The following is a 20645-nucleotide window of genomic DNA, read 5'->3' on the forward strand; positions in this document are numbered from 1 at the left end:
CTTGTAAATGCCGATCCGGGCACAATCTTTTCTGCTTAGAGTATCAAAGCAAGGACAGAACAATGCCTTTTCCCAGGATCGGGCAGGCCATCGTCGCCTGCGCAGTATTTTTGACCCTGCTTGGCAGTCAGAGTTCCGCCGGAACTCTGACCGGAACCGCCACATATCGCGAACGGATAGCGGTTCCGCCCGATGCGACCCTCTATGTGCAATTGCAGGATGTTTCGCGTGCGGATGCCCCGGCGCTTACGCTCGCCTCTCAGCGTTTTGCCCTTGATGGCGTACCGGCGACATACGAACTGGCTTACGATGACGCGCTGATCCGTGATGAAATGCGCTATGTCGTCCGTGGATCGATTTTTCTGGGCGACAAGTTATTGTTCACCACCGATACCGCATATCCAGTATTGACCGGAGACGCTGGTAACACCGCAGACCTTTTGCTGGTGCAGGCCCGCCCACAGGGCGCGGAAGCTTTGCAAGGGTCGACCTGGGTGGCGATGGGTCTGAACGGTGCGGTTCTGGAAACGGACAAATTCCCCGAAATAACATTTGCTGAAGATGGCAGTTTTTCTGGCAGCGGCGGATGCAATCGCTTTTCCGGTCAGGCAGAGATAGCCGGCACCGATATCGCTTTTCCTGACAACATGGCGGCCACACTGCGGGCTTGCCCACCGCCACAGGATGAGGTCGAGCGGGAGTTTTTCCAGGCACTGCAGGACGTGACCACCTATGCGTTCAAAGGCGACACGCTGAATTTTCTGAACAGTGCCGGCGAACCGGTCGTGCAGCTAAACCGCGCAAAATAGATCCTCAGGCCACGGCCCGGGACCGTCCTGCGTTGCGGCCTGAGAAAATGCAACCACCCAGAAACGTGCCTTCCAGCGCGTTGTATCCGTGATAGCCGCCGCCGCCAAATCCCGCGACCTCGCCGGCGGCGAAAAGGCCGGGCACGGTCTGCCCGTCTGCGCCGATCATCTGGCTGTCCAGATTGGTTTGCAGACCGCCCAGCGTCTTGCGTGTCAGAACATGCAGTTTGACGGCGATCAATGGCCCGTTTGAAGGATCAAGGAACTTGTGCGGCTTGGCCGTGCGGATCAGCCGGTCGCCGCGATAGTTGCGCGCCGCCAGGATGGCCATCATCTGTGCATCTTTCGAAAACGGGTTGTCGACCTGCGAATCCCGCGCTTCGATCTGGGCGCGCAAGTGGGCTTCGTCAATCAGGTCATCGCCCAGATGGTTCATGCCCCGCACCAGTTCGGTCAGGGTGTTGGCAACGACGAAATCCTCGCCCTTTTCCTTGAACGCCTCGACCGGCCCGGTGGCTTTTGAGCCGGATAGGACACGTTGCCGGATCACCTCTTTCCAACTGCCCGAGGTGAAGTCCGGGTTCTGTTCGGATCCCGAAAGGGCAAATTCCTTCTTGATCACTTTCTGGGTCAGGACAAACCAGCTGTATTCGTATCCCGTTTTCAGGATTTCACGCAGCGTGCCCAAAGTGTCGAAACCCGGCAGGCAGGGCGGTGCCATCCGGTTGCCCTTGGCATCGAACCACATTGAGCTGGGGCCGGGCAGAATGCGGATTCCGTGGGCTGGCCAGATCGGATCCCAGTTCCGCACGCCCTCGGTGTAGTGCCACATCCGGTCGCCGTTGATGACATGCCCGCCCGCCTTTTCGCTGATCGGGATCATCCGGCCATCGACGTGAAAGGGAACGCCCGCGACCATGTCCTGCGGCGGGGCGCCCAGACGCTCGCGCGGCCAGCTTTTGCGCACCATTTCGAAGTTGCCGCCAATGCCGCCGGACGTGACGATAATTGATGGCGCATAGAACTCGAACTCGCCAACCTCGTCGCGGTTGGTCTTACCACCGCGCTGGGCGTCGTCGTCGGCCAGAACCTCGCCCGAAACGCCTTTGGCCGCGCCGTTCTGCATGATGATGTGGCTGACCTGATGGCGGAATTCCAACCGGATCAACCCGGCGCTGACATGTTCGTTCACCCGGCGGATGAAGTGTTCCAGCACGCCCGGTCCGGTGCCCCATGTAATGTGAAAGCGCGGGACCGAATTTCCATGTCCATCCGCGAAAGATCCGCCACGTTCGGCCCAGCCCACCACAGGAAACCAGCGCAGGCCCATCTGATGCAACCACGGGCGCATCTCGCCAGCGGCAAACTCGACATAGGCTTCGGCCCATTTGCGGGGCCAGAGGTCATCGTCACGGTCAAACTGCGCACTGCCCATCCAATCGCGCAGGGCAAGATCCTGACAGTCGCGGATGCCCATGCGGCGTTGCTCGGGCGTGTCGACCATGAACAATCCGCCAAGGCTCCAGAACGCCTGACCGCCCAGAAAGTGTTCAGGTTCCTGATCAACGATGATCACTTTCTTGCCGCGGTCGCCAAGTTCCGCCGCCGCCGCCAGACCGGCAAGACCGCCGCCAACGACAATTGCATCTGCAGTATTGTTGGTCATGATTTGTCCTTTCAGCGGTTGCGGAACCAGACGAGAAACGGAAGAGCCACGAAATACATTGTGATGCCATAAACGGCCGAGGGCAGGGCCAGCGGGCTGAACCCGCTTTCTGTTCCAGTGATCAAGGCCGCCAGCGTGATACCCAGTGTCGAGTTCTGAATGCCGGTTTCGATGGAAATCGTCTTGCTTTCATTCCACGACAGATTGGCTGCGCGCGCCAGTCCCAGTCCGATCAGCAGCAGCGCCAGGTTCAGTGTGACCAGCCCCGCACCCATGATGCCGAGGTTGTCGATGAACAACTGCCAGTTTCCGGCCAGGGCGGCGATGACGATCAGGATGAATAGGATAGTAGCGGTTTTGGCCAGCGCGGGTTCGACCCGATCGGCAAACCCGGTTGCAAAATGGCGCAGGCCGACACCAATGGCCACGGGCAGGGTGGTGATCAGAAACATGGCGATGGCCAGTCCGCTGATCGACACCTCGGGCGCATCCTCGGCCATGAAATGGCTGATTGACCATGCGGCCAGTACGGGCACGGTCACGATGGACAACAGACTGATTACGGCGGTCAGACTGACGGACAGCGCGACATCGCCCCTGGCAAGCCGGGACAGGATGTTGCTGGTCACGCCGCCGGGACAAAAGCTCAGCAACATGAAACCGACTGCGATTGCGGGCGGCAAGGCGAACAGCTTGACGACGGCAAAAGCGGTGACGGGCAGCAAAACTACCTGAGACAAGGCACCGATCGCGAACGGATACTGTCGGCTTAGCACGCGACGGAAATCGGCCGCCTCCAGTCCGATACCAAGAGACAGCATGATGATGGCCAACGAAACGGGCAGGCCGACATTGATGAGCAGATCCAAGAACAACTCCTCCCAAAGCTGTTCGGATCAACCTATTCGAGGGGCGACGGATCAGGCAACCACGTCGTTGGGTCAGCCATAGCGCTGAGCGAACCGCCGCAGAATTTCGCCGGGTTGGGTAACGTCGGCGGCGTGGCACAGATCGATCAGGGTTTGCGCGTCTTCGGGCGGGAAATAACCGTGGTCTTTGTAGATGTTGATGCGCTGTTCAAAGTCCCCTGCATCCGCCTCGGGGTGGAACTGCGTGGCATAAACGTTCTGCCCCCATCGGATCATCTGGAACGGGCAGGGGTCCGAAGCCACCAGATGCACGCAACCATCCGGCAGGTTCTGGACGGCTTCCTTGTGGCCAACAAAGGCTTCGAATTCTGATTGCAGACCCGCGGTCAGCGGGTCGGCCGCGCCGGCCTCGGTCAGGCGGCAGATCGAAGGGCCGACCGGCTCGCCAAAGCGGTTCTTGCTGACGTCGCCCCCCAGATGTGCGGCCAGAATGCCCAACCCGTAACAACAGCCCATAAAGGGATGATCCAACGCGGTGATTTGCGGCATCAATCCCATGATGGTGTTTTCGATACGAGCATCCAGCGGCGATTTCGAAGCCGGATCGTCACTGACGCAGCCAGGACCTCCCCCCACGATAATACCGGCGTAGTCCGAAACACTAAGCCCCTCGGGCAAAGTCTCGCAATCCAGCCGGATGCGATGGGTCTGGTCTGCGTGAAGCCCGGTTTTTTCGAGAATCGAGGCGTACTCGGCGTCCGATGCATCAGTTTCAGGGCGCAGTTGCAGGATCAAAAAGCGTTTCATGTGCTGCCCTTACCCGTCAAAGCGGCCAGAACACAAGTATGGCCGGAACCGAAACCGCGATAATCAGGATCTCCAGCGGCAGGCCCATGCGCCAATAGTCTCCGAAACGATATCCGCCCGGCCCAAGAACCAGTGTGTTGTTCTTGTGCCCGATGGGCGTCAGGAACGCAGCCGAGGCGGCAACTGCGACTGTCATCAGGAATGGATCGGGCGACACTTCAAGCGTTCGGGCCATCTGGATGCCGACAGGGGCCGCAACGATGGCAGTTGCCGTGTTGTTCAGAACATCCGAAAGGGTCATCGTGACGATCATCAGCACGGTCAGAATGGCCCAGGCCGGCAAGCCGTTTGTCAGTTGTATCAGCGCGTTTGCGATCAATTCGGTGCCGCCTGAAGATTCCAACGCACTGCCCAACGGGATCATGGAACCCAGCAGGACAACGACCGGCCATTCAATATGGTTGTAGATATCGGCAATCGGCATGATCTTGGTCAAAACATAGGCGACGACGACCAGTCCCAGGGCAATCGGCAGGTAAATCAGGCCGATGCTGGCAGCCAGTACGGCGGCGCCGAAAAGTCCGATGGCAAGCCACGCTTTGTCGTTTGCCGTGACATTCAGCCCGCGCGTGGCCAGCGGAAGACAGCCGAGCCATTCAGTAACGTCCGCCCCCCGATCCCGTGGGCAAAGCAGCAGCAGGATGTCGCCCGCTTCAACCTGGGTCTTCCGGACCTGTTCGGTGATGTTGCGGCCTTGACGCGAAATGCCCATCAGTACGGTACTCTGCCGCCAGGCAAGGCCCAGCCCTTGCGCTGTGCGGCCCGTGATGCGGGCGCTTTCGGGGGCGACGACTTCGATCACTTCCAACCCGTCGCCTTCGGCGGTCAGCAACTCCTGTCGCCGCGTGTCCGAGAAATCCAGATTGAGCGCCGTGCGGAACTCATCCAACGCCTCGGGTCGCGCCTCAAGAACCAGCGCGTCGCCCTCGTGCAGCGTGGCATGGGTGGATCGGCCATAACGGCGTTTGCCATCCCGGATCAGCCCGATGATGGCGACGTCCGATTTTTCCGCCACCTCGTAAAGCTCACTGACCCGTTTGCCGATATGAGGGGACTCGGGCGGAACAGTGAGTTCGGCGATGTACTCGGCCAGCGCTTCGGAGGTTTCCGTCTGCGGCCCCCGGTCCGGGATCAGTCGCCATCCGATCAGCGCAACAAAGGCCAGCCCGGCAATCGCGGCCAACCCGCCAACGGGGGCGAAATCGAACATGTGGAACGGCTCGCCCAGTGTTTCAGCCCGGATTGATGCAATGATGATGTTGGGCGGGGTGCCGATCAGCGTGGCCATGCCGCCCAGAATCGTGGCAAAACTTAGCGGCATCAGGCTTAGTCCGACCGATCGGCCCGCCTTGCGGGCGGTCTGAATGTCCACTGGCATCAGCAGCGCCAGCGCCGCGACGTTGTTCATAAAGGCAGACAGCACAGCCCCGATCCCGCCCATCAACGCGATATGGGCGCCAAGTCCGCGCGAAGCATCGACCAGGGTGCGGGTGATCAGGAACACCGCGCCAGACCGCACCAACCCGGCTGAGACCACAAGGACCAGCGCAACGATGATCGTGGCCGGATGGCCGAAGCCTGAAAAGGCATTGTCAACGGGCACAACGCCCAGCACAACACCGATCAGAAGTGCCGAAAACGCGACCAGATCGTATCGGAACCTGCCCCACAGAAGCATTGCAAATACGGTAATGAAAAGTGCGAATAGAATGATCTGGTCAGTCGTCATGGGGCCACCATACCCACGCTGACGGGTTGGACAAGCCGCTCTCTTGATCCCGCACCCTGCAACCGTCTATATGAGCGCCGAATACGCAATCACTATCACGAGGACGCAACATGGCAGGCCATTCCAAATGGGCCAACATCCAGCACCGCAAGGGGCGTCAGGACGCCGCGCGGTCCAAACTGTTTTCCAAGCTGTCGAAAGAAATCACCGTTGCCGCCAAGATGGGCGATCCCGACCCCGACAAGAACCCGCGCCTGCGTCTGGCGGTGAAAGAGGCCAAGTCGAACTCGGTTCCCAAGGATGTGATCGACCGCGCCATCAAGAAATCGCAGGCGGGCGAGGGCGACGATTACGAAGAAATCCGGTACGAGGGCTACGGCCCGAATGGCGTGGCCGTCATCGTTGAAACGATGACCGACAACCGCAACCGGACCGCATCGACCGTCCGGTCGACCTTTTCGAAGAACGGTGGAAACCTGGGCGAGACCGGGTCGGTCGGCTTCATGTTCGACCGCAAGGGCGAAGTGGTCTACCCGGCCTCGGCAGGCGACGCGGACACCATCTTTGAAGCGGCCATCGAGGCGGGTGCCGAAGACGTCGAAAGCTCGGACGACGGGCACATCATCTGGTGCGCGGATACCGATCTGAACGACGTGTCCAACGCGCTTGAGGCCGCGCTGGGCGAGACCGAGTCGACCAAGCTGGTCTGGAAGCCCACAACAACGACCGAGTTGGGCCTCGAGGACATGCAAAAGCTGATGAAACTGGTTGATGCGCTGGAAGATGACGATGATGTGCAGCGCGTCACCACCAATTTCGAGGCCTCGGACGAGGTTATGGCGCAACTGTAAGGCGTCGTATGACTGATTGAAAAACCCGGCCCGTCAGGCCGGGTTTTTTTGTGCCCTCGGTCTGACGAGTTGTCAGAAGAAAGACGAGATGTCTTCCAGCGGTTTCTTTAGTTTTGCAACGGACGGGACGGTCGCGTCAGCAGCGGGATGGCCCACTGCGATTATCATTGTCGGTTTTTCGGATGCAGGTCGGTTCAGTGCATCATTGAGAAAACGCATGGGGTTAGGGGTGTGTGTCAAAGTGCTGAGCCCGGCGTGGTGCAGCGCAGCCAGCAGAAACCCGGTGGCGATGTTGACGCTTTCTGGGACGTAGTAATTCTTGTACCGGGTACCGTCATCGAACTGCCCCCAACGCTGGGCGAAGACGACAATCAGCCAGGGGGCGACGGTGAGGTGTTCCTTGACATCGTTTGTCCCGATCGGCTCCAGCGCCTTGATCCACTCATCACCAGCACCGCCTGCATAGAACCGGCGTTCCTCCTCCTCGGCCTCCTCTCGGATGCGCTGTTTGAGCCCCGGGTCAGATACGGCCACGAAATGCCATGGCTGATGGTTGGCGCCGGACGGGGCCGTTCCCGCAGTGCGGATGCAACTTTCAATCACCGCGCGCGGAACCGTTCGGTCGCAATAGTCGCGGACCGTGTGGCGCTTGCGCATGACGTCATAAAAGCCTTCGGCTGCCGTTGCCATCTCAGCGTCTGTCATATCGCTGCGGTCCGGCAGCGGTAGTGGGGTGTAGTTGATTTTATCACGTGAAAACATAGTATTCCTCGGGGTATTTAATCTTTGTTTGGCGTGGTTATTCCGGGATCAACCACTGGGCGGCGGCTTGTCTGACCGCTTTGGTTAAGGGTTTCAATGCTGGCGCCAGTACACGGCCCACCTGCCAGCTGAGCGGGATGTCCAAAGGCGTGTCTGGAATGACTTCCTGCAAGCGCCCTGCGGCAATCGCCGGACGGACCAGCGTCTCAGGGTTCATGCCCCAACCCAATCCGGCCAGGGCTGCGTCGACAAACCCGTGTGAGGACGGCAGATAGTGCGACGGCGGTGAAATCCGACCGCTGAATTGGCGGGCAATCCACATCTTCTGCAAATTGTCCTTTCTGTTGAACGTCAGACACGTGGCCCGCGCCAGTGACGTCGCGTCGACACCATTCGGAAACCACTTCGCCATGAAAGCGGGACTGGCTGTCGGCAGATAGCGCAGGACGCCTAGCGGTGTGGTATCGCATCCGGTCACGGGCTGTCCGCCCACGGTGATCGCCGCACTGACCTCGCCACGCCTGAGCCATTCGGCCGAATGGTCCTGATCATCCACGACCAGATCAAACAAAATACCCTGCGTCTGTGCCATTGCATCAATGAACCATGTCGCAAGAGTGTCCGCCGGAATGGCGATGCGTACTCTTGCTGGTTCCGGACCCTGTTGAAGGGTCAGTTCGCGGGACAACTGCGCCTCAAGAAGGCTGATGTCCTCAGCGTGTCGGGCGATGCGAATACCTGCAGGCGTACCCGAGCAGGGCGTGCCGCGGTTGATCAAAGCGGCACCGACGCGGTCTTCCAGCGCTTTGATCCGTTGTGAAATGGCCGAGGGCGTAACAGCCAGCTCGGACGCAGCCGCTTCGAAACTGCCGTGACGCAGAATTGCCGACAAGGCGGACAGGTGGTTGGGGTCCAGCAGCATTAGCTGCGCTTAATCTGGCTCAACATCTTTAATTTGATAGATCGCCTTGTTGGTTTTAGTCAACGGTCGGAACGCAGGAGGGTTCATGTCCACATCTCTGATCGCCGGTTTTGCCTTGGGCTTTAGCCTGATCCTGGCCATTGGCGCCCAAAACGCCTTTGTCCTGCGGCAGGGTTTGCGTCGCGAACATGTCTTTACCCTTTGTCTAACCTGCGCCGTCTCGGACGCCGTACTGATCGCCGCCGGTGTCGCCGGGTTTGGCTCGCTGGCGCAGGCCGCTCCCTGGTTCGAGCCGATAATGCGGTATGGTGGAGCCACCTTCCTGACATGGTACGGCCTGCGCAGCCTGCTGTCGGCCTGGCGTGGCGGCGCAGTGATGGAGGTGGAAAATGGACACCGTACCAGCCTGCGGGCGGCTTTGCTGGCCGTTCTGGCCTTCACATGGCTCAACCCGCATGTCTATCTGGATACGGTTGTTCTGATCGGGTCGATATCGGCGCAGTATGACGACCGACTGGGATTTGCGGTCGGAGCCATGCTTTCCAGTTTTGTTTTTTTCTTTTCACTGGGATATGGCGCGCGGATCTTGTCGCCCATTTTCACCCGCCCCCGGGCATGGCAAATTCTTGATGTGGTGATCGGGATCATCATGTTGGCCATTGCACTGAAACTTGTTGCGATGTGAAGGGTTGTCCCGCCGCCGGTTTCGGTGTTCAACCACTGACATGACAACAGCAGCAGTATCCATCCGCCCGATCGCAGGCATGTTCTGGATGTTCTCCGCCGGGCTGTCCTTTGTCATGATGACAGCTTTGGTGAAGACCCTTGGCTCGTCCATGGATCCAATACAGGCGGCCTTTCTGAGGTATGCGCTTGGTTTGGTGTTTCTGCTGCCAGCCTTGCGAACGATCATGGCAACGCATCTGACCAAAAGAGACCTGACGTTGTTCGGGCTGCGGGGGATTATCCACGCCGTGGCGGTCATGCTTTGGTTCTTTGCCATGACCCAGATCCCTTTAGCCGAAGTGACGGCGATGAACTACATGACACCGATTTACGTCACGCTGGGCGCCGCGCTGTTTCTGGGGGAAAAGCTGGCCTTTCGCAGGATTGCCGCAATTTTGGTTGCCCTGATCGGGGTTCTGATCATTCTGCGCCCCGGGTTTCGAGAGGTTTCGCCAGGCCATGTCGCCATGTTGGGAACGGCGCTGACCCTTGGCGGGTCTTACCTGTTGGCCAAGCTTCTGGTCCGGGATATTCCGCCTTCGGTCGTGGTCGCGCACCTGTCAATCTGGGTTACAATCGCCCTGATCCCGTTTGCCTATGCCGTCTGGACCCCGCCCAGCCTGCACGATTTGGGTGTATTGTTTCTGATCGCCTGTTTCGCGACAGCTGGTCATTACTTCATGACGCTGGCCCTTCAGGCGGCACCTGTTGCGGTAACCCAGCCGGTCACGTTCCTGCAACTGATCTGGGCAACTTTGATGGGTGCACTGGTATTTCATGAACGGGTTGATGTCTGGGTGGTTGCTGGCGGAACGCTGATCCTCGCCGCCGTCAGTTTCATCTCATGGCGCGAAGCGGTCCTGAACCGCAGTGCCGTAACGCCGCCGGGAGTCGGCCCGAAATACTGACGCCGCTCGCTCGGCCTGAACGTTATTGATTGACGAGTCAATAAAACCCCCTTAGCGTTTGGTAAACCCAGCTGCTGAGAGGTAGGCATGCCAAAACTCGGAATGGAGCCGATCCGTCGGGATGCAATCGTCCGCGCGACGATTGCCGAGCTTGGTCTGAAAAAATCCCTCGACGTGACCGTCAGCCAGATCGCCAAACGGGCGGGCATGTCCAGCGCGTTGGCGCATCACTATTTCGGCGGCAAGGATCAGATCTTTCTGGCCGCCATGCGCCGCATTCTTTCCGATTTCGGTGCCGAAGCCCGCGAACAACTGAAAAGCGCCGAACCAGGGGAAAGATCTCAGGCCATTATCCGGGCATGTTTCGCTCCCTCGTGTTTCACACCCGATGTGATCGCTGCCTGGATGACATTTTACGTTCTGGCGCAAACCAATGATGATGCGTTGCGTCTTTGGCAAATCTACCAGTCGCGGATCAGATCCAACCTGATCGACAGCCTGCGACCGCTGATGAGTGACCCGGTTGAAGCTGCCGAGAACATGATTGCCCTGATCGACGGGCTGTATATCCGCGCGGCGCTGAGCGCACCGGAAGAGCCGCAACTGGCTGTTAACCACGCAATGCGTGTCCTCAACACTTTGCTCGAGGCTGAAAAATGACAAAGCCGAACATTCTGATCCTGATGGTGGATCAGCTGAACGGAACCCTCTTTCCCGATGGTCCCGCAGACTGGCTGCATGCGCCCAACTTGAAGAAACTGGCCGCGCGTTCGACCCGTTTTGCAAATGCCTATACCGCGTCGCCCCTTTGTGCGCCCGGTCGGGCCAGTTTCATGTCCGGCCAGTTGCCTTCGCGCACCGGTGTCTACGACAATGCGGCCGAGTTCCGTAGCGATATTCCCACCTACGCGCATCACCTTCGTCGCGCAGGTTACTACACCTGCCTGTCCGGCAAGATGCACTTCGTCGGTCCCGACCAAATGCATGGGTTTGAGGATCGCCTGACCACTGACATCTACCCGGCCGATTTCGGCTGGACACCGGACTATCGCAAACCCGGCGAGCGAATAGACTGGTGGTATCACAACATGGGTTCGGTGACTGGCGCAGGCGTGGCCGAAATATCGAACCAGATGGAGTATGATGACGAGGTTGCCTACAACGCCAAAGCCAAGCTTTACGATCTGGCGCGCGGCAAAGACGACCGCCCCTGGTGCGTGACCGTCAGCTTCACCCACCCGCACGACCCCTATGTTGCCCGGCGCAAGTACTGGGATCTCTACGAGGATTGCGAGCATCTTCTGCCAGAGATCGCCGATATCGGCTACGACAATCAGGATCCGCACGCAAAACGGATCTTCGATGCCAATGACTGGCGCAGTTTCGACATTACCGAAGAAGACATCCGCAAATCCCGACGCGCCTATTTCGCCAACATCACCTATCTTGACGACAAGATCGGCGAGATCATCGAGGTGCTGGAAACGACGCGGCAAGAGGCGATCATCATGTTCGTCTCAGACCACGGCGACATGCTGGGCGAGCGGGGCCTGTGGTTCAAAATGAACTTCTACGAAGGCGCGGCACGGGTGCCGCTGATGATCTCGGCCCCTGATCTTCCAACAGGGCGTATCGACGCCCCGGTATCGACCATCGACGTGACACCGACGCTGGGCGCTCTGGCTGGCGTCGACATGGATGAGATCGCGCCCTGGACCGATGGCGAGAACCTAGTGCCCTTGGCTCAGGGCGGCGAGCGCACCGCGCCCGTGGCCATGGAATACGCGGCCGAAGCGTCTTATGCGCCGCTTGTCTCATTGCGCTACGGCAAGTGGAAATACAACCGCTGCACACTGGACCCGGATCAACTGTTCGACCTTGAGGCCGATCCGCACGAACTGACCAACCTTGCCTTGAACCGCGAACACGCTGGCACACTGCAAACCCTGCGCGCGAAATCCGAGGCGCGCTGGGATCTGGATCGTTTCGACGCAGACGTGCGGGCCAGTCAGGCGCGCCGCTGGGTCGTGTACGAGGCGTTGCGGCAGGGGGGATATTATCCGTGGGATTACCAGCCGCTGCAAAGAGCATCGGAGCGTTACATGCGCAATCACATGGATCTGAATATCGTCGAGGAAAACGCCCGCTTCCCGCGCGGCGAATAACCTCTTCATCTTTTTGAAAATACTCCCGCCGGAGGCAATTAGGTTTTTCAACGAAAGACCTTGGCCCGGCGGGAACAGGAGACCTGAAAATGGAAGCAGATTTTGTCATTGTGGGTGCAGGATCCGCAGGGTGCGCGATGGCCTATCGCCTCAGCGAAGCCGGGGCCTCGGTTCTGGTGATTGAACATGGTGGCACCGATGCGGGACCGTTCATCCAGATGCCCGCCGCACTCAGCTATCCGATGAACATGTCGCGCTATGACTGGGGCTACAGTTCCGAACCCGAGCCGCATCTGAACAACCGCCGGCTGGCCTGTCCGCGCGGCAAGGTGATTGGCGGATCGTCGTCGATCAACGGTATGGTCTATGTACGCGGTCATGCCCATGACTACGACACCTGGTCGGAAATGGGCGCTGATGGGTGGTCCTATGCGGATGTCCTGCCGTATTTCAAACGAATGGAATCCTGGCACGATGGCGGGCATGGGGGCGATCCGACGTGGCGCGGCACTGACGGGCCGCTGCACGTGTCGCGTGGCCCGCGCGAAAATCCACTGTTCCAGGCCTTTGTCGATGCCGGGCAACAGGCGGGATACCAGGTTACCGGCGACTATAACGGTGAAAAACAGGAAGGGTTCGGCCCGATGGAGCAGACCGTCTGGAAAGGACGGCGCTGGTCTGCTGCGAATGCCTATCTGAAGCCAGCTCTCAAACGGGATAACTGCGACATCCTGCGTGGCCTTGCGACACGTGTCGTAATGGAAAACGGCCGCGCCATGGGCGTCGAATTGGTCCGACGCGGCAAAAAGGAGATCATTCGTGCCCGGCGTGAGGTGGTTCTGGCCGCATCTTCAATAAACTCGCCCAAGCTGCTGATGTTGTCCGGTATCGGACCCGCGGCACATCTGGCTGAACATGGGATCGGCGTAGTCGCGGATCGCCCCGGGGTTGGGGCTAACCTGCAGGATCATCTGGAACTGTATATCCAGCAGGCATCGCTGCAGCCGATCACGCTGTACAAGCACTGGAACCTGTTCAGCAAAGGGCTGATCGGTGCCCAGTGGCTGTTTACTAAAACGGGTCTGGGTGCCTCGAACCAGTTTGAAAGTGCTGCGTTCATTCGCTCGAAACCCGGTGTGCGGTATCCGGATATCCAGTATCATTTCCTGCCGATCGCCGTGCGCTACGACGGGCAGACCGCGGCCGAGGGGCATGGTTTCCAAGCGCATGTCGGTCCCATGCGCTCACCTTCGCGCGGGGCGATAACGCTGCGCTCGGCCCGTGCCGAGGACGCGCCGGTCATTCGCTTCAATTACATGAGCCACGAAGAGGATTGGGCGGACTTCCGCACCTGCATCCGCCTGACCCGCGAGATCTTCGGTCAGGACGCTTTCAAACCCTATGCGGGCAAAGAGATCCAGCCCGGAGCCAGCGTTCAGTCCGACGAGGAATTGAACGAATTCATCGCCGAACATGCCGAAAGTGCGTATCACCCTTGCGGGACATGCCGTATGGGGCGGGCAGACGACAAGAACGCTGTCGTCGACCCGCAGGGGCGTGTGATTGGTGTAGATGGTCTGCGGGTCGCGGACAGTTCGATTTTCCCGCAAATCACCAACGGAAACCTGAATGCGCCATCGATCATGGTGGGCGAGAAAATGTCGGACCACCTGCTGGGCAAGGATGCGTTGCCTAGTTCGAATGACCGGCCATGGGTCCATCCCGAGTGGGAGACCGCTCAGCGTTAACGTTTCTTAACATACCCCGTTGAATGCGCCGCTGGTCAGGGGCATATCGGGGGTATGTTAAGACTTTGTTTGTGTTTTGTTCTGATGCTGCCGCAGATGGTTCTGGCCGCTGACCGGCCAACCGGGACTGTGCGGGTCGTGGACGCGGATACGTGGGATGTCGGTGGGGTCAGGATTCGTCTGTCTGGAATTGACGCCCCCGAATTGGATCAGACATGTCGTGACGCGCAAGGTGTCGAATGGCGCTGTGGCGCGTGGGCAACGCAGGTTGCACGACAAAGGTTCGATGGGCGACCGGCCTTCTGTGAACCAGTGGATCGGGACAGGTATGGCCGTGTGGTTGCTCGTTGTTATGTAGCGGGGAGCGATGCAGCGCTTACGCTGGTCGAGGATGGGCTGGCCTTTGCGTATCGCAAATACTCCCGCGAATATGTGCCGATTGAACAGAGGGCCGCGAAGGAAAAGAAGGGTCTGCAGGCAACAGTGGTTCAGGTGCCCTGGGTGCACCGCGCCGGGACCGCAGGTTTGCCCCCGCAGGAAACGTGCCAGATCAAGGGAAATATCTCAGCTCGTGGAGAAAAGATTTACCACATGCCCGGGCAGGCTTTCTATGCGGCGACAAAGATCAACAAGGCAAAGGGCGAGCGTTGGTTCTGTGATGCCAGGGCGGCGCGTTTGGCGGGCTGGCGACCTGCAAAGCGGTGAATCCAGCCTTTTGGTGTCGCCAATTTGATCCGGGTCAAAGCGGTATCGCCGGAACATGTTTATCCATGGGGACAACAACATTTCGAGGAGCTTACAGGAATGTCCCACACCCCACATGAACTGGCCGAAGAGTTTCCGGAAAAGGTCGAAGTGATGAGTCACCTCAAGCAGTCCGACGCGCATTTTGCCCGGCTGTCAGACGAATATCATGAGATCAACCGGACCGTGCATCGGGCCGAGACCAATGTCGAGCCGATGGAGGAACTGGCTGAAGTTGAGTTGCGCAAGAAGCGCGCGGCCTTGAAGGATGAAATCTGGGCGATCCTGTCGAAAAACTGACCCAATCGGGGGCTCTGCCCCCGTCGCGGCGGGCCGCGACTCCCCCGGGATATTTTTTGCCAGATGAAGATCCCGGGGAATTGTTTCAGGTGACTTCGTAGGGCAGCGTTCCTCGGGTATGGGCGTCGATTGTCAGCCTGCGTTCCAGCGGGGGAACGGACCTTTGGTGACAGGTTTGACGTTCGCAAATCCGGCAGGAAATCCCGATCGGTTCATAGGCGCTGGCATTGCTGATATCCAGGTTGTCGGCATAGACCAGAGCCTGCGCGTGACGCACTTCGCACCCCAGTGCAATGGCGTAGCGGCGCACCGGGGCCCCGAATGAACCGCCGGATTTCGATACGTCGCGTGCCAGGGAGATATAACGCACTCCGTCCGGCGTTTCGGCAAGTTGAAGAAGGAAATGACCTGGTGTTTCGAATGCGCGGTGGACATTCCACAGCGGGCAGGCGCCGCCGAAGCGCGCAAATTGCAGTCGTGTGGCTGAATGGCGCTTGGTGATCGTTCCGGCCTGATCCACCCGAACAAAAAAGAAGGGGATGCCTTTGGCTCCGGGCCGTTGCAAAGTGGACAAGCGGTGGGCAACCTGTTCGATCGATGCGCCGAATCTGATGCTGAGCAATTCCAGATCGTGGCGATCCTCTTGCGCGGCGGCCAAGAAGGCACCGTAGGGCATCAGGGAAGCCCCGGCAAAGTAGTTCGCAAGCCCGATTTTGGCGATGGCGCGGGCTTCGTCACTTTGGAAGCGGGCGAAATCCAGGGTTGCTTCAAGCAGTTTGTCCTGAGAAATCAGCGCAACCTGCAGCAGCAACTGAAAGACCTGCGTTTGCGGCGCGGCGCGTGAAGACAGGGAAAGCGTTTTGCTTGCTATGTCATATTTGCGCGTTTCCGAGATGTCCGTGAACTCAACACGGATGCCCCGCTCGGACAGGCTGTTGAGGGCTGCGGCGCGTATGCCTCCGGCTTCTTCCGCGCGTGTTGAAAACCGTTCGGCGGCCCGGTCGACAGCGTCGATATAGTTGTCGCAATAGTGGAAGAAATCGCGCACTTCTTCCCAGGGGCTGGCCTGAATTCGGGAATCCTCGCGCCCCAGGGCCTCGTCCAGCGAGGCCAGCCGTTCGTGCGTCTGGCGATACGTGCGGTGCAACGCGATGAAGGCGCGTGCCAGCGCCGGCGCGTTCGATGCAGTCAGTCGCAAATCGGCAAGAGGGGGCATTGCGTCGTCGAAGACCGGGTCAGCGAGCGCTTCGCGCATATCCGACACCAGCCGTTCGCTGTCACCGGTGCTGAGCTCGGTGACATCCATCCCGAATTCTTGCGCCAGAGCCAGAACAACCGTTGTCGAGATCGGTCGGTTGTTGTTCTCCATCTGGTTTAGATAGGGCAGGGAAACGCCAAGCTTGGTTGCGAATTCCTTTTGCGTCAGGGTCAGGCGCGTGCGCATTTCGCGCAGCTTTGCGCCGGCATAGAGCTTTTGAGTGGCCATGGCGTGTCTTTGCAACTTTTCTTTCAGCGCAGGCTAACTTTGCAAACCGCTGCGTGCAAGAAAGTTCAAAGACCGAGTTGTCGTTCCCGCCAAATGACAAGGCTGATGGCTGCGATGGCCAGAACCGCGGTTGTGAGCATTAGCCAAAGCAACGGCATTGCGCCGGTTTCCTGTGTCAGAAGCGCGCCCGCAAGTGCGCTCAGCGCTGCGCCGCCGCCAAGCATGATTGCGCCGCTCAGGCCGGATGCTGTTGCGGCCAGATGGGGGCGAACGGACAGCGAGCCGGATGTTGCATTGGGGATCGCCATGCCGTTGCCGACGCCAACAAATGTCATAAACCCGAAGAAACTGATGGCGGTTCCCAACCCGGCCAGGAACAGTAGAGCAGACAGGAATACACCAAGCGCGTTCAGCCAGCTTCCCCACAGAACCATCTTGTTGATGCCAAAGCGCACCGAGTAGCGCCCGCTCAGGAAGTTGCCGAAGAAATAGCCAAGTGCTGGCGCGCCGAAATAGATGCCGATTTCTGCCGCGGTCATGCCAAAGACCTCGGTTCCGATGAAGGGGGCGCCGCCGAGATAAGCAAAGAACGCACCGGACGAAAACGCGGAAGACAGGGAGTAACCCCAAAACCGCGGAGACGTGAGAAGTTCCGGGTATTCCCGAAACTGCTGCAATAATGTCTTGCCGCTTTTGATGCTGGTTTCACCGAAATCCGAATAGGTCAGCCAGATCGCAAGAGCGCCGACCAGAAAAGGAAACCAGAAGTTGGCTTTCCAGCCAAAGACCTCTTCCAGGATGCCGCCAATTGCTGGACCGATCATCGGAACGACCGCCATGCCCATGGTGACATATCCAATCATCGAGGCGGCTTTGTCCTGTTCGTAAAGGTCGCGAACGGCGGCTCGGCTGAGGACCATCCCGACTACGACAACGGCCTGAGACATTCGAAACGCCAGGAAAATCTCGACATTCGGGGCATAGATGCAGCCCAAAGTCGCCAGCAGAAAAAGCCCGAGCCCCCACAGCATAACGGGCCTGCGCCCGGCCTTGTCCGCTATCGGGCCGATCAGTATCTGCAGCACCGCATTTATCAGCAGATACAGGGCAATCGACAGCTGCATCACCCGGTATTCCGTTTCAAAATACTCTGCCATGTTGGGCAGGCTGGGCAGAAACAGATTCATGCTCAGGGCCGAAAGCCCCGATAGGATGACCAATGTCGTGATTGAAGGCGGCGATCTGCGCACCGAGGTCGAGCTGAATTGCATGATGTGCATGTATAGGGGGCGCAGATGAGATTACCATCGGCCTCGCAGCGTCAATTGGAAAATTAGCAAATTTACACTATTCATTGACTTGATTGCCAATAGTTTGCAAATTTGCCGAAAGTTGCTTTGGTCCTTGCATGACTCCGTATAAGGTCCGGCCAAATTTTACAGGGGTTATCATCATGAAAGACATCCTTTCCGAGCTTGAAGATCGCCGTAACGATGCGCGGCTGGGCGGTGGGCAAAAGCGGATCGATGCGCAGCATGCGCGGGGCAAACTGACGGCACGCGAGCGGATCGAGTTGCTGCTGGACGAAGACAGCTTTGAAGAATTCGATATGTTCGTCAGCCATCGCTGTGCTGACTTCGGAATGGAAAATCAGAAACCCGCCGGTGACGGTGTTGTGACCGGATGGGGCACGATCAATGGCCGCATGGTCTATGTGTTCAGTCAGGACTTCACGGTTTTCGGCGGCTCGCTGTCTGAAACCCACGCACAGAAGATCTGCAAGATCATGGATATGGCGGTGCAGAACGGAGCCCCGGTGATAGGTATCAACGACTCGGGTGGTGCGCGTATTCAAGAAGGTGTTGCATCACTGGCGGGCTACGCCGAAGTATTTCAGCGCAACATCATGGCCTCGGGCGTTGTGCCCCAGATCAGCGTAATCATGGGGCCGTGTGCGGGCGGCGCGGTTTATAGCCCGGCGATGACCGACTTTATCTTTATGGTCAAAGACACATCCTACATGTTCGTGACCGGTCCCGATGTTGTTAAAACCGTAACGAACGAGGTCGTGACGGCGGAAGAATTGGGTGGTGCGTCTACTCATACAAAGAAGTCTTCGGTTGCCGACGGGGCATTTGAAAACGATGTCGAGGCGCTGGCCGAAGTGCGCCGTCTGGTTGATTTCCTGCCGCTCAACAACCGCGAAAAGCCGCCCGTGCGTCCGTTCTTTGACGAACCCGATCGCATTGAATCTTCGCTGGATACGTTGGTTCCGGACAACCCGAACACGCCCTACGACATGAAAGAACTGATCGCGAAGGTCGCGGATGAGGGTGATTTCTACGAAATCCAGGAGGATTTCGCGAAGAATATCATCACCGGTTTCATCCGGCTTGAGGGGCAGACCGTTGGCGTCGTGGCCAACCAGCCGATGGTTCTGGCCGGATGTCTGGACATCGACAGCTCGCGCAAAGCCGCACGGTTCGTGCGCTTCTGTGACTGTTTTGAAATTCCGATCCTGACACTTGTCGACGTTCCGGGTTTCCTGCCCGGCACCAGCCAGGAATATGGCGGCGTGATCAAACACGGCGCAAAGCTTCTGTTCGCCTATGGCGAGGCAACGGTTCCGAAAGTAACCGTCATCACGCGCAAGGCTTACGGCGGAGCCTATGACGTGATGGCGTCGAAGCACTTGCGTGGCGATTTCAATTACGCCTGGCCGACAGCCGAGATCGCAGTGATGGGCGCCAAGGGCGCGACCGAAATCATTCACCGCGCCGATCTGGGCGACGCGGACAAGATCGCGCAGCATACGCAGGATTACGAGGATCGCTTTGCCAATCCCTTCGTCGCGGCCGAGCGCGGATTTATTGACGAAGTGATCATGCCACACTCTACGCGTCGCCGTGTCTCGCGCGCATTTGCGAGTTTGCGGAACAAGAAGCTGAAGAACCCGTGGAAAAAGCACGACAATATCCCGCTTTGATCGCCGGGGTGGGGCGGCCCACCTCGAAATGGCGACGGTTTGCCCAATTTGATGGCGGAACGATTGCGAAGCCGAAAATCCGACTTTGAGCCCGAAACAGGTTTATGGAACAACCAGCCAGAAACAGATTAGCGCGGAGTGTCAACGCTGCGCCCGCGACCCCGGAGAGAGGAGCCTGCCACTGGCGGGGCTGGGGTCGCGCACTTGTTTTAGCTGGAGCGTTGCTTGCATCCCCTGCGGAAGTACTGGCCCAAAGCCTTCTGCCTGTTCCGTCAGGCCAGCCGGTCGAGCTGAGCGATGTTCTGCTGGACAACAACCCAGGTGAATTGTGGCTTAGGTTTCGCTTCATTGCTCCCAAGATCGGTTCGACAGTTGGGCGGATCGGTTATGATGTGGCGTCGGCCGATATGGCGCATCTTTGTGAAATCCTGGCGGTTCCCTATGTGGCGAAGCATGAACTTGAGCCGGCGCGCGTCGTGATTTCCTTTTCCGACCGCGCAACCGAATTCGGTAATGCCGCGCCCGACGCAACGCAGTTTTTCGAGGCCTACCGGTTGGAGGATTCTCGGTGTATCTGGGAAGGGCTCTGATCATGATCGGTGATTTTCATGACATCAGTGCGTTTCAGAAAAAACCGGCGACCGTGGAGGTGCGCGCAATGAAACCAGCTCTGGTTGGATGTAAGTCCTGTTTCTTTTTCAACATGTTGATGGCCGAGGTTCAGGTATGCTGAAACATCGTGGTTTCCCCGGCCGTCTGTCCGGCACCGATTTCCAGTTCGTCATCCGGCGCGCCAACCCCAAAGGTGTAACGCCTCTGACCCGGCGCGAGCGTTTCCGGGATCGCAAACCAGCGGACCGGCGCGCGGACGCGGCGTTCATGGAAGCGTTGTGGGAACATTTCGGTGACCAGCCGTTTGAGCGTGGCAATCTGGACGCAGGGCGGCTGAGCTGGCTGTTCGGGCGCGAAGTAATTGCGGCAGAAGACCCGTTCGACCCTGCCAGCTACGACGCGTTGCTGGTGATTGATCTGGACGTCGCGCGCCATTCTTTTCCTGAAATCTTCGACAGGGTGCGCTGATCGTGTTTGCCGCCATGTCCCATATCC

At 58.7% G+C, this 20645-nt stretch carries 20 protein-coding genes; 12 read left to right on the top strand and 8 right to left on the bottom strand.

What is annotated here, in order from left to right:
* The first annotated feature begins 62 nt into the window (after positions 1–62).
* Positions 63–809, top strand: coding sequence for a YbaY family lipoprotein (locus tag ACR1XU_RS00645; RefSeq protein WP_321252079.1), 747 nt, complete (start codon positions 63–65; stop codon positions 807–809).
* 4 nt (positions 810–813) lie between these two features.
* Here ACR1XU_RS00645 and ACR1XU_RS00650 read toward each other — a convergent pair whose 3' ends face one another.
* The 4 genes from ACR1XU_RS00650 to ACR1XU_RS00665 all read right to left on the bottom strand — a co-directional run bounded on the left by ACR1XU_RS00650 (position 814) and on the right by ACR1XU_RS00665 (position 5940).
* On the bottom strand, positions 814–2475 hold the full coding sequence (locus ACR1XU_RS00650) for an FAD-binding dehydrogenase (RefSeq protein WP_480906960.1): 1662 nt from the start codon (positions 2473–2475) through the stop codon (positions 814–816).
* 11 nt (positions 2476–2486) lie between these two features.
* Positions 2487–3344: a bile acid:sodium symporter family protein gene (locus tag ACR1XU_RS00655; protein ID WP_480906959.1), complete on the bottom strand. Its 858-nt coding sequence runs from the start codon at positions 3342–3344 to the stop codon at positions 2487–2489.
* 72 nt (positions 3345–3416) lie between these two features.
* Positions 3417–4151 carry a glutamine amidotransferase gene (locus ACR1XU_RS00660; protein ID WP_480906957.1) on the bottom strand — a complete coding sequence of 245 codons (735 nt, stop codon included), beginning with the start codon at positions 4149–4151 and terminating at the stop codon, positions 3417–3419.
* A gap of 16 nt (positions 4152–4167) precedes the next feature.
* Entirely contained in the window at positions 4168–5940 is a 1773-nt protein-coding gene (locus ACR1XU_RS00665) for an SLC13 family permease (protein WP_480906955.1), read from the bottom strand.
* 110 nt (positions 5941–6050) lie between these two features.
* Here ACR1XU_RS00665 and ACR1XU_RS00670 point away from each other — a divergent pair, with 110 nt between their 5' ends.
* On the top strand, positions 6051–6791 hold the full coding sequence (locus ACR1XU_RS00670; protein WP_170609910.1) for a YebC/PmpR family DNA-binding transcriptional regulator: 741 nt from the start codon (positions 6051–6053) through the stop codon (positions 6789–6791).
* A 72-nt stretch (positions 6792–6863) separates the two neighbouring features.
* On the opposite strand, the gene ACR1XU_RS00675 is transcribed toward ACR1XU_RS00670, so the two are convergent.
* Together ACR1XU_RS00675 and ACR1XU_RS00680 are read right to left on the bottom strand one after the other, a co-directional pair.
* On the bottom strand, positions 6864–7553 hold the full coding sequence (locus ACR1XU_RS00675; protein ID WP_321252090.1) for a nitroreductase family protein: 690 nt from the start codon (positions 7551–7553) through the stop codon (positions 6864–6866).
* A gap of 37 nt (positions 7554–7590) precedes the next feature.
* The gene (locus ACR1XU_RS00680) at positions 7591–8475 is read right to left on the bottom strand and encodes a LysR family transcriptional regulator ArgP (RefSeq protein ID WP_480906954.1); all 885 of its coding nucleotides are present in this window, start codon (positions 8473–8475) and stop codon (positions 7591–7593) included.
* 85 nt (positions 8476–8560) lie between these two features.
* On the opposite strand from ACR1XU_RS00680, the gene ACR1XU_RS00685 reads away from it, so the two are divergent.
* The 7 genes from ACR1XU_RS00685 to ACR1XU_RS00715 all read left to right on the top strand — a co-directional run bounded on the left by ACR1XU_RS00685 (position 8561) and on the right by ACR1XU_RS00715 (position 15066).
* A complete protein-coding gene (locus ACR1XU_RS00685; protein ID WP_170805299.1) occupies positions 8561–9160 on the top strand; it encodes a LysE/ArgO family amino acid transporter in 600 nt (199 codons plus the stop codon).
* Between the two features lie 40 nt (positions 9161–9200).
* Entirely contained in the window at positions 9201–10109 is a 909-nt protein-coding gene (locus ACR1XU_RS00690; RefSeq protein ID WP_170682002.1) for a DMT family transporter, read from the top strand.
* Positions 10110–10196: 87 nt separating this feature from the next.
* Positions 10197–10769: a choline-binding transcriptional repressor BetI gene (betI, locus tag ACR1XU_RS00695; protein WP_480906952.1), complete on the top strand. Its 573-nt coding sequence runs from the start codon at positions 10197–10199 to the stop codon at positions 10767–10769.
* Entirely contained in the window at positions 10766–12274 is a 1509-nt protein-coding gene (betC, locus tag ACR1XU_RS00700; RefSeq protein ID WP_480906950.1) for a choline-sulfatase, read from the top strand. Before betI ends, betC begins: the two co-directional genes overlap by 4 nt.
* Positions 12275–12363: 89 nt before the next feature.
* The gene (gene betA / locus ACR1XU_RS00705; RefSeq protein ID WP_170609923.1) at positions 12364–14022 is read left to right on the top strand and encodes a choline dehydrogenase; all 1659 of its coding nucleotides are present in this window, start codon (positions 12364–12366) and stop codon (positions 14020–14022) included.
* 54 nt (positions 14023–14076) lie between these two features.
* Positions 14077–14727: a thermonuclease family protein gene (locus ACR1XU_RS00710; protein ID WP_480906948.1), complete on the top strand. Its 651-nt coding sequence runs from the start codon at positions 14077–14079 to the stop codon at positions 14725–14727.
* Positions 14728–14826: 99 nt separating this feature from the next.
* The gene (locus tag ACR1XU_RS00715) at positions 14827–15066 is read left to right on the top strand and encodes a DUF465 domain-containing protein (protein ID WP_170681998.1); all 240 of its coding nucleotides are present in this window, start codon (positions 14827–14829) and stop codon (positions 15064–15066) included.
* 85 nt (positions 15067–15151) lie between these two features.
* Here ACR1XU_RS00715 and ACR1XU_RS00720 read toward each other — a convergent pair whose 3' ends face one another.
* Together ACR1XU_RS00720 and ACR1XU_RS00725 are read right to left on the bottom strand one after the other, a co-directional pair.
* Complete coding sequence (locus ACR1XU_RS00720) at positions 15152–16552, bottom strand: helix-turn-helix domain-containing protein (protein WP_170609929.1); 1401 nt, start codon at positions 16550–16552, stop codon at positions 15152–15154.
* Positions 16553–16617: 65 nt separating this feature from the next.
* Positions 16618–17823: a multidrug effflux MFS transporter gene (locus ACR1XU_RS00725; RefSeq protein WP_170609931.1), complete on the bottom strand. Its 1206-nt coding sequence runs from the start codon at positions 17821–17823 to the stop codon at positions 16618–16620.
* A gap of 182 nt (positions 17824–18005) precedes the next feature.
* Here ACR1XU_RS00725 and ACR1XU_RS00730 point away from each other — a divergent pair, with 182 nt between their 5' ends.
* From ACR1XU_RS00730 to ACR1XU_RS00740, 3 genes are all read left to right on the top strand, one after another.
* Complete coding sequence (locus ACR1XU_RS00730) at positions 18006–19538, top strand: acyl-CoA carboxylase subunit beta (protein ID WP_480906945.1); 1533 nt, start codon at positions 18006–18008, stop codon at positions 19536–19538.
* 221 nt (positions 19539–19759) lie between these two features.
* Complete coding sequence (locus tag ACR1XU_RS00735; RefSeq protein ID WP_321252111.1) at positions 19760–20128, top strand: DUF6497 family protein; 369 nt, start codon at positions 19760–19762, stop codon at positions 20126–20128.
* Positions 20129–20264: 136 nt separating this feature from the next.
* A complete protein-coding gene (locus tag ACR1XU_RS00740; protein WP_170805305.1) occupies positions 20265–20618 on the top strand; it encodes a hypothetical protein in 354 nt (117 codons plus the stop codon).
* Positions 20619–20645 lie beyond the last annotated feature (27 nt).

It is taken from the genome of Ruegeria sp. D1(2025) (assembly GCF_056536425.1).

Excerpts from the sequence above, each read along its gene's own strand:
- ACR1XU_RS00720 (WP_170609929.1), bottom strand. The coding sequence starts at position 16,552 with ATGGCCACTCAAAAGCTCTATGCCGGCGCAAAGCTGCGCGAAATGCGC.
- ACR1XU_RS00650 (WP_480906960.1), bottom strand. The coding sequence starts at position 2,475 with ATGACCAACAATACTGCAGATGCAATTGTCGTTGGCGGCGGTCTTGCC.
- ACR1XU_RS00660 (WP_480906957.1), bottom strand. The coding sequence starts at position 4,151 with ATGAAACGCTTTTTGATCCTGCAACTGCGCCCTGAAACTGATGCATCG.
- ACR1XU_RS00675 (WP_321252090.1), bottom strand. The coding sequence starts at position 7,553 with ATGTTTTCACGTGATAAAATCAACTACACCCCACTACCGCTGCCGGAC.
- ACR1XU_RS00690 (WP_170682002.1), top strand. The coding sequence starts at position 9,201 with ATGACAACAGCAGCAGTATCCATCCGCCCGATCGCAGGCATGTTCTGG.
- ACR1XU_RS00725 (WP_170609931.1), bottom strand. The coding sequence starts at position 17,823 with ATGCAATTCAGCTCGACCTCGGTGCGCAGATCGCCGCCTTCAATCACG.
- ACR1XU_RS00730 (WP_480906945.1), top strand. The coding sequence starts at position 18,006 with ATGAAAGACATCCTTTCCGAGCTTGAAGATCGCCGTAACGATGCGCGG.
- ACR1XU_RS00670 (WP_170609910.1), top strand. The coding sequence starts at position 6,051 with ATGGCAGGCCATTCCAAATGGGCCAACATCCAGCACCGCAAGGGGCGT.
- ACR1XU_RS00685 (WP_170805299.1), top strand. The coding sequence starts at position 8,561 with ATGTCCACATCTCTGATCGCCGGTTTTGCCTTGGGCTTTAGCCTGATC.
- ACR1XU_RS00680 (WP_480906954.1), bottom strand. The coding sequence starts at position 8,475 with ATGCTGCTGGACCCCAACCACCTGTCCGCCTTGTCGGCAATTCTGCGT.
- ACR1XU_RS00665 (WP_480906955.1), bottom strand. The coding sequence starts at position 5,940 with ATGACGACTGACCAGATCATTCTATTCGCACTTTTCATTACCGTATTT.
- ACR1XU_RS00740 (WP_170805305.1), top strand. The coding sequence starts at position 20,265 with ATGCTGAAACATCGTGGTTTCCCCGGCCGTCTGTCCGGCACCGATTTC.
- betC (WP_480906950.1), top strand. The coding sequence starts at position 10,766 with ATGACAAAGCCGAACATTCTGATCCTGATGGTGGATCAGCTGAACGGA.
- betI (WP_480906952.1), top strand. The coding sequence starts at position 10,197 with ATGCCAAAACTCGGAATGGAGCCGATCCGTCGGGATGCAATCGTCCGC.
- betA (WP_170609923.1), top strand. The coding sequence starts at position 12,364 with ATGGAAGCAGATTTTGTCATTGTGGGTGCAGGATCCGCAGGGTGCGCG.
- ACR1XU_RS00645 (WP_321252079.1), top strand. The coding sequence starts at position 63 with ATGCCTTTTCCCAGGATCGGGCAGGCCATCGTCGCCTGCGCAGTATTT.
- ACR1XU_RS00710 (WP_480906948.1), top strand. The coding sequence starts at position 14,077 with ATGTTAAGACTTTGTTTGTGTTTTGTTCTGATGCTGCCGCAGATGGTT.
- ACR1XU_RS00715 (WP_170681998.1), top strand. The coding sequence starts at position 14,827 with ATGTCCCACACCCCACATGAACTGGCCGAAGAGTTTCCGGAAAAGGTC.